The sequence below is a fragment of the Celeribacter marinus genome, assembly GCF_965656515.1.
In the GTDB taxonomy this organism is placed as follows: domain Bacteria; phylum Pseudomonadota; class Alphaproteobacteria; order Rhodobacterales; family Rhodobacteraceae; genus Celeribacter; species Celeribacter marinus_D.
Window position 1 is genome coordinate 14,523 of sequence record NZ_CBFHKW010000047.1, and the last position, 5,683, is coordinate 20,205.

The following is a 5,683-nucleotide window of genomic DNA, read 5'->3' on the forward strand; positions in this document are numbered from 1 at the left end:
CCAGACCTGGTGGGTCAAAGAAAACGGGGAGTCGGAAAATGTCGAAGTTTCTTCCTAAACTGATCGCAAGCACGGCGCTCATCGCGGCGCTCGCAACACCGTCATTCGCGGAAAAATTGGGCCTGGGCCGTGTGGCTCTTCCCGATGAAATTGCGGCATGGGATCGCGACATTGGCCCGCAAGGCCAAGGCCTGCCCATGGGGTCTGGCTCTGTTGAAGATGGCGAAATGATCTTTTCGGAAAATTGCGCCTCATGTCACGGCGAGTTTGCCGAGGGCGTGGACAACTGGCCCAAACTGGCGGGCGGTGATGGTACATTGGCCGACAAAGATCCGCTTAAGACCGTTGGGTCCTACTGGCCATATCTGTCGACCGTTTATGACTATGTGCGGCGCTCCATGCCATTTGGTGCGGCACAAACGATGTCGGACGACGATGTTTACGCCATCACTGCGTATATTCTCTATTCCAACTATCTCGTGGACGATGATTTTGTTTTGACACACGAGAACTTTATGGATGTCGAGATGCCCAATGCGAACGGGTTTATCATTGATGACCGCGCGCAGACGGAGTTGACGATCTTTACCGCAGCCAACGCGTGCTATGAAAACTGCAAAGAGACGGTCGAAGTGACCAAGCGCGCGGCGGTGTTGGATGTGACTCCTGAGGAAGAGGGAGCCAAGGCTGAACCTGAGGCCGCTCCTGTTGAAGAGGCTGCAGCTGTCGCACCTGTTGAGGCCGCACCTGTCGAGGAGGCGGTGACAGCGCCCGTAATGGCTGCGTTTGACGCCGATCTGGCCGCTGCGGGTGAGAAGGTCTTTAAGAAATGCTCGGCCTGTCACCAAGTGGGCGAGGGCGCCAAGAATAAGGTTGGTCCAATCCTGAATGGTGTTGTCGGTGCGCCGGTGGCGCATATCGATGACTTCAAGTACTCCAAGGACCTGACTGCCGCCCATGATGAGGGTGTGGTTTGGGACGAGGCGCATTTGGCCGAATTCCTAGCAAAGCCAAAAGGCGTCTATAAAAAGACCAAGATGTCGTTTGCTGGCTTAAAGAAAGACGACGATATCAACGCGGTGATCGAATATTTGAAATCGGTCTCACAGTAAGAGTTATTAAAAAGGGCGGTCTTGTTTGGGACCGCCCTTTTTCGTGGTATACTCGGGTTGAAGGGAGACTCTCATGACCCAGTTTTTAAAAGTCTGCGCGATTATTGCGACCATCGGTGGAGCGCCAGCTATGGCCAATGATGCCGCGATTATGTTTGATTATGATGGCACGTTCGACGATGCGACATTTGCCATTGAGGACGCGATTATATCCAAAGGCCTCGTGATTGATTACCGCAGTCACACGGGCGAAATGTTGGAACGCACACGTGAGGATGTTGGATCGGACGTGGTGATTTTCGATGCGGCTGACGTATTTTTGTTCTGTTCGGCCGCCGTTTCACGTCAGGTGATGGAAGCCGACCCAATGAATATTGTGCACTGTCCGTACTCCATTTTTGTCGCTGACCAAGCCGGAAAAGTGACCATTGGATTTCGCGATTATCCCGATGGCGCCATGCAAGCCGTCGAGGATTTGCTGACAGAGATTGTAGAAGAGGCCACAAGCTTCTAACTATGGTGCCTGAAACGATGCTCTGTCTGGACAAAGCATCCCCCGCGTAAAGGGAAACGGCATGGATGTTCGCGTTGATTGGATTGATCGGTTTGTTGGGCTTTCGAGCCTAGATGAAAAGCTGCGTGATCGTTTGATTACGCAGTCGCAAGTGATCACGGTGCCAAAGGGAACCATTCTCTTTGGTCCAGGAAAAAATCCCGAAAACCTGTTGCTCCTGCTTGGTGGCACTGTGCGCGTTCAACAAACATCCGAGGGTGGGCGTGAGATGGTGTTGTACCGTGTCCATGCGGGTGAAAGTTGTGTTCTAACAACGGCTTGTATGTTGGCCTATGAGGATTATTCAGCCGAAGGTGTCGCAGAAACCGAGGTTCAGGCGGCGGCAATACCGCGCCGTGTGTTCGACGATCTGGTCGCCACCTCAAAGAGCTTTCGCACATTCGTATTCTCGGCCTATTCACGCCGGATTACAGATCTGTTTCATGTGATCGAAGAGATTGCGTTCCAAAAGGTCGACATTCGTTTGGCGCAAAAGCTGGTCGAACTGGCAGACAATCACGCAATGCTAAAAGCGACTCACGCACAATTGGCGGCGGAGCTGGGAACGGCGCGGGAAGTCATTTCGCGCCAACTCCAAGAATTTCAGCGGCGCGGGTGGGTTGCCACAGCGCGCGGTGAGGTCAAATTACTTGATATTGGCGCGTTAAAATCCCTTTCAGAGTCGATCTGAAAGGGATGCGTGTTTTAGCGCTTGTTCATCGGGCAGGTGTTAATCCCGAAGAGTGAATAGACCAAGCACGAGCTGAACAGGCCTGTGGCCAAAGGCACAATCCCGATCAAGAAGAGCGGATTGCCGTAGACGAAGAAGCCGGCAATGAGCGCGACGCCTACGACGATACGGAGGATGCGATCGAGACCGCCGACATTTTTCTGAAACATGTTACACCTTTCTCGTTTAACGTTAGTTTTAGATTAACCATAAATTTACAGTGAGTCTGTGACTAACTCACCAAACGGTGGACACCTCGCGCTTTGATGTCTTGTTTTGCTGCGGTCTGTTTTTAGTCGTAGTGGGGCGATTTTTCAGGCGCGTACGAGCGCAGACCCCACCGCTCTCCAATGTTCGAATTGTGTAATTTGAGGGGAAAAATGGCGTATTTGACGCTCAAATATGTCGCAAATTGACTGTTTTGATCACGTTGTGGGAGGGTGCATCTCTGTCAATCGTTGCGTAAGTATGTCGCGCAACTTGACAGGAGGGCCATCAAAGGAGGACGCTACAGGTAGGGAAATGTGCATATGTGTAAAACGGAGGATATCGCATGATCGTTGGACAGATTTTAAAGGGAAAAGCCATCACCGAAACCGCAGGGGTCGCGCCCGATGCGACTGTTGGGGATGCGGTGGCGATCCTGTCGCAAAAGCGGATCGGCGCGTTGGTTGTCGGGTCCGATCTTTCGCATCCAGACGGGATATTGTCCGAGCGGGACGTGGTGCGCGAATTGGGGCGTCAGGGACCATCGGTGTTGGATCTGCCGGTGAGCGATCTCATGACGCGCAAGCTTATCACCTGTCGCCCCGATCACACCGCTCTTGAGGTGTTGGAACAGATGACACAAGGGCGGTTTCGCCACATGCCTGTCATGGATGGTGACAAGATGATCGGCCTCGTGTCGATCGGAGATGTCGTCAAGGCGCGCCTCGAAGAGTTGGCGATGGAGCGTAACGCGCTTGAGGGCATGATTATGGGGCACTGACCCCAGTTACATTACGCAAAGGCCAAGGCAGAGAGGGTGAGACGGTGATGTTGAGCAACACTCGCGCCTTGGCATCGTTGTTTCGCTTGCCTTCGGGCGCGCAATATTGTTGCTTGCCATAAGAGCAAGGAGAGCTGTATGCGCACTGGACTATACCCTGGCACATTTGATCCCGTAACCCACGGGCATGGCGATATTATTCGCCGTGCCTGTGCATTGGTCGACCGATTGGTAATCGGGGTCGCCATCAACCGCGACAAGTCACCGATGTTCTCCCTTGAGGAGCGCGTGGCGATGTTGGAAACCTACACCAAGGGGCTCTCGCTAGAGACGGGGTGTGAGATTGTGGTGCACCCCTTTGAGAACCTGTTGATCCATTGTGCGCGCGATGTAAATGCGTCGATCATCATCCGTGGCCTGCGTGCCGTGGCTGATTTTGAATACGAATACCAAATGGTTGGTATGAACCGCGCCTTGGACAATTCGATCGAGACGGTGTTTTTAATGGCCGAAGCGCGTCACCAAGCGATTGCCTCCAAACTGGTCAAGGAAATCGCACGGCTTGGCGGCGATGTGTCGAAATTTGTTACGGCTGAGGTCGAGGCAAACCTCAAGGGCAAACGCGCTCCGTGAGTTCGTGTTGAACGCCCGTTATTACCTCTAAATTATCTCTAACTGAAAAAAACACCCCAAAGCGTGAGGCTTTGGGGTGTTTTGTCTCGCTTGCGCGGGAAATCTATGTGGGGGTTTCTCGACTTAGAGGAACTTACCCATGGCCACGGCTGTGTCGGACATACGGTTGGAAAAGCCCCATTCGTTGTCATACCATGTAAGGATGCGGACCATTGTGCCTTCCATGACCTTTGTCTGGTCGCAATGGAAGATCGACGAATGCGGATCGTGGTTGAAATCCGAGGAGACCAGCGGCGCGTCTGTGTAGCCAAGAACGCCCTTGAGCGGGCCGTCTGCCGCGTCACGGATCAACTGGTTGATTTCTTCGACAGTGGTGTCGCGAGCAGCCTCAAATGTCAGGTCAACAACCGATACGTTTGGTGTGGGCACGCGGATGGCGACGCCGTCAAGTTTGCCGTTCAATTCGGGCAACACAAGACCCACGGCTTTAGCCGCGCCTGTCGAGGTCGGGATCATCGACAAAGCCGCCGCACGGGCGCGATACAGATCGCTGTGCATGGTGTCGAGTGTCGGCTGATCCCCCGTGTAGGAGTGGATCGTGGTCATAAAGCCTTTTATGATTCCGATGTTGTCGTTGAGCACTTTGACAACGGGAGACAGGCAGTTGGTTGTGCACGAGGCGTTTGACACGATGATGTCGTCAGCCGTCAGTTCGCTGTCGTTCACGCCAAACACGATGGTTTTGTCGGCGTCTTTCCCAGGTGCGGAAATCAGCACGCGCGAGGAACCGTTGTCGAGGTGTGCTTGGCACTTCTCTTTGGATGCGAAAATACCTGTGCATTCCATCACCACATCAACGTCAGACCATGGCAAATCGGCAGGGTTGCGGATCGCGGTCACTTTGATCGGGCCGCGACCCACGTCAATTGTGTCCTCTGTATGTGACACCGTCACGGGGAAACGGCCATGGACGCTATCGTATTGTAGCAGGTGGGCGTTGGTTGCCACGGGACCAAGATCGTTGATTGCGATCACTTCGATATCGGTACGGCCCGATTCAATAATCGCACGCAAAACGTTACGACCAATTCGACCAAATCCGTTGATTGCCACTTTTACAGCCATGTCAGCACTCCTTGACGCTTGTTCGGCAGGGCGGGCCGTTCAGTGGTCCGTCCTTCACTCATCCGCCGACGCCTCATGACGTCGGGTCCAGTTATCGCTAACATCGCGATCATAGCGAAAAGGTCAACCGCGAAAGCGCGCGCCTCAGCGCCAGAAAGCAATGTAGTGGAGTACGCCAAGCATTTTGCGCGCCAAAAACAGCGAGGCTGTTCCATCATTCACGCCAAAGTCGAGGCCAAGCGCGACCAGGATGACGATGGCAAGTCCTAAGGCGATGGAGTTGGTCATGCAAAGGCCCGTTCGAGTTCCAATTGGCATATTGTGTCACTGGTGCGCGACGAAGGGAAGGGGGATGAGCATTGAGCACACAACGACACACGCGCCCGACAGGGATGTCAGGCGCGCATATGTGGTCGTGCGGTGGCGGTGTGTGATCTTAGTGGGACAAGCGCCCCATGGCGGCTGCGACATCGGCCATACGGGCCGAAAATCCCCATTCGTTATCATACCATGCCAAGACGCGCACGGTGCGCCCGATCACT

8 protein-coding genes and 1 pseudogene are annotated in these 5,683 nt (G+C 53.9%); 5 read left to right on the forward strand and 4 right to left on the reverse strand.

Annotation, left to right across the window (positions count from 1 at the left end):
* The first annotated feature begins 38 nt into the window (after positions 1-38).
* From ACTG34_RS10505 to ACTG34_RS10515, 3 genes are all read left to right on the forward strand, one after another.
* Positions 39-1,112 carry a c-type cytochrome gene (locus tag ACTG34_RS10505; protein ID WP_439104880.1) on the forward strand — a complete coding sequence of 358 codons (1,074 nt, stop codon included), beginning with the start codon at positions 39-41 and terminating at the stop codon, positions 1,110-1,112.
* A 73-nt stretch (positions 1,113-1,185) separates the two neighbouring features.
* Positions 1,186-1,626, forward strand: a complete 441-nt coding sequence (locus ACTG34_RS10510; protein ID WP_439104881.1) for a DUF302 domain-containing protein — start codon at positions 1,186-1,188, stop codon at positions 1,624-1,626.
* A gap of 61 nt (positions 1,627-1,687) precedes the next feature.
* Positions 1,688-2,356 carry a Crp/Fnr family transcriptional regulator gene (locus tag ACTG34_RS10515; protein WP_439104882.1) on the forward strand — a complete coding sequence of 223 codons (669 nt, stop codon included), beginning with the start codon at positions 1,688-1,690 and terminating at the stop codon, positions 2,354-2,356.
* Between the two features lie 14 nt (positions 2,357-2,370).
* Here the strand turns inward: ACTG34_RS10515 and ACTG34_RS10520 are convergent, their stop codons facing one another.
* Positions 2,371-2,565 (reverse strand): YgaP family membrane protein, encoded by a 195-nt coding sequence (locus tag ACTG34_RS10520; protein WP_439104883.1) that lies wholly within the window; start codon positions 2,563-2,565, stop codon positions 2,371-2,373.
* 383 nt (positions 2,566-2,948) lie between these two features.
* Here ACTG34_RS10520 and ACTG34_RS10525 point away from each other — a divergent pair, with 383 nt between their 5' ends.
* Positions 2,949-3,383 (forward strand): CBS domain-containing protein, encoded by a 435-nt coding sequence (locus tag ACTG34_RS10525; RefSeq protein WP_439104884.1) that lies wholly within the window; start codon positions 2,949-2,951, stop codon positions 3,381-3,383.
* A 138-nt stretch (positions 3,384-3,521) separates the two neighbouring features.
* The gene (coaD, locus tag ACTG34_RS10530) at positions 3,522-4,016 is read left to right on the forward strand and encodes a pantetheine-phosphate adenylyltransferase (protein WP_439104885.1); all 495 of its coding nucleotides are present in this window, start codon (positions 3,522-3,524) and stop codon (positions 4,014-4,016) included.
* Positions 4,017-4,139: 123 nt separating this feature from the next.
* On the opposite strand, the gene gap is transcribed toward coaD, so the two are convergent.
* From gap to ACTG34_RS10545, 3 genes and pseudogenes are all read right to left on the reverse strand, one after another.
* Positions 4,140-5,141 carry a type I glyceraldehyde-3-phosphate dehydrogenase gene (gap, locus tag ACTG34_RS10535; RefSeq protein WP_439104886.1) on the reverse strand — a complete coding sequence of 334 codons (1,002 nt, stop codon included), beginning with the start codon at positions 5,139-5,141 and terminating at the stop codon, positions 4,140-4,142.
* A 144-nt stretch (positions 5,142-5,285) separates the two neighbouring features.
* Positions 5,286-5,429 (reverse strand): hypothetical protein, encoded by a 144-nt coding sequence (locus ACTG34_RS10540; protein WP_062215852.1) that lies wholly within the window; start codon positions 5,427-5,429, stop codon positions 5,286-5,288.
* Positions 5,430-5,577: 148 nt separating this feature from the next.
* A pseudogene (locus ACTG34_RS10545) lies at positions 5,578-5,683 on the reverse strand (erythrose-4-phosphate dehydrogenase); the annotation flags it as partial.

Excerpts from the sequence above, each read along its gene's own strand:
- ACTG34_RS10510 (WP_439104881.1), top strand. The coding sequence starts at position 1,186 with ATGACCCAGTTTTTAAAAGTCTGCGCGATTATTGCGACCATCGGTGGA.
- coaD (WP_439104885.1), top strand. The coding sequence starts at position 3,522 with ATGCGCACTGGACTATACCCTGGCACATTTGATCCCGTAACCCACGGG.
- ACTG34_RS10540 (WP_062215852.1), bottom strand. The coding sequence starts at position 5,429 with ATGACCAACTCCATCGCCTTAGGACTTGCCATCGTCATCCTGGTCGCG.
- ACTG34_RS10505 (WP_439104880.1), top strand. The coding sequence starts at position 39 with ATGTCGAAGTTTCTTCCTAAACTGATCGCAAGCACGGCGCTCATCGCG.
- ACTG34_RS10515 (WP_439104882.1), top strand. The coding sequence starts at position 1,688 with ATGGATGTTCGCGTTGATTGGATTGATCGGTTTGTTGGGCTTTCGAGC.
- ACTG34_RS10525 (WP_439104884.1), top strand. The coding sequence starts at position 2,949 with ATGATCGTTGGACAGATTTTAAAGGGAAAAGCCATCACCGAAACCGCA.
- gap (WP_439104886.1), bottom strand. The coding sequence starts at position 5,141 with ATGGCTGTAAAAGTGGCAATCAACGGATTTGGTCGAATTGGTCGTAAC.
- ACTG34_RS10520 (WP_439104883.1), bottom strand. The coding sequence starts at position 2,565 with ATGTTTCAGAAAAATGTCGGCGGTCTCGATCGCATCCTCCGTATCGTC.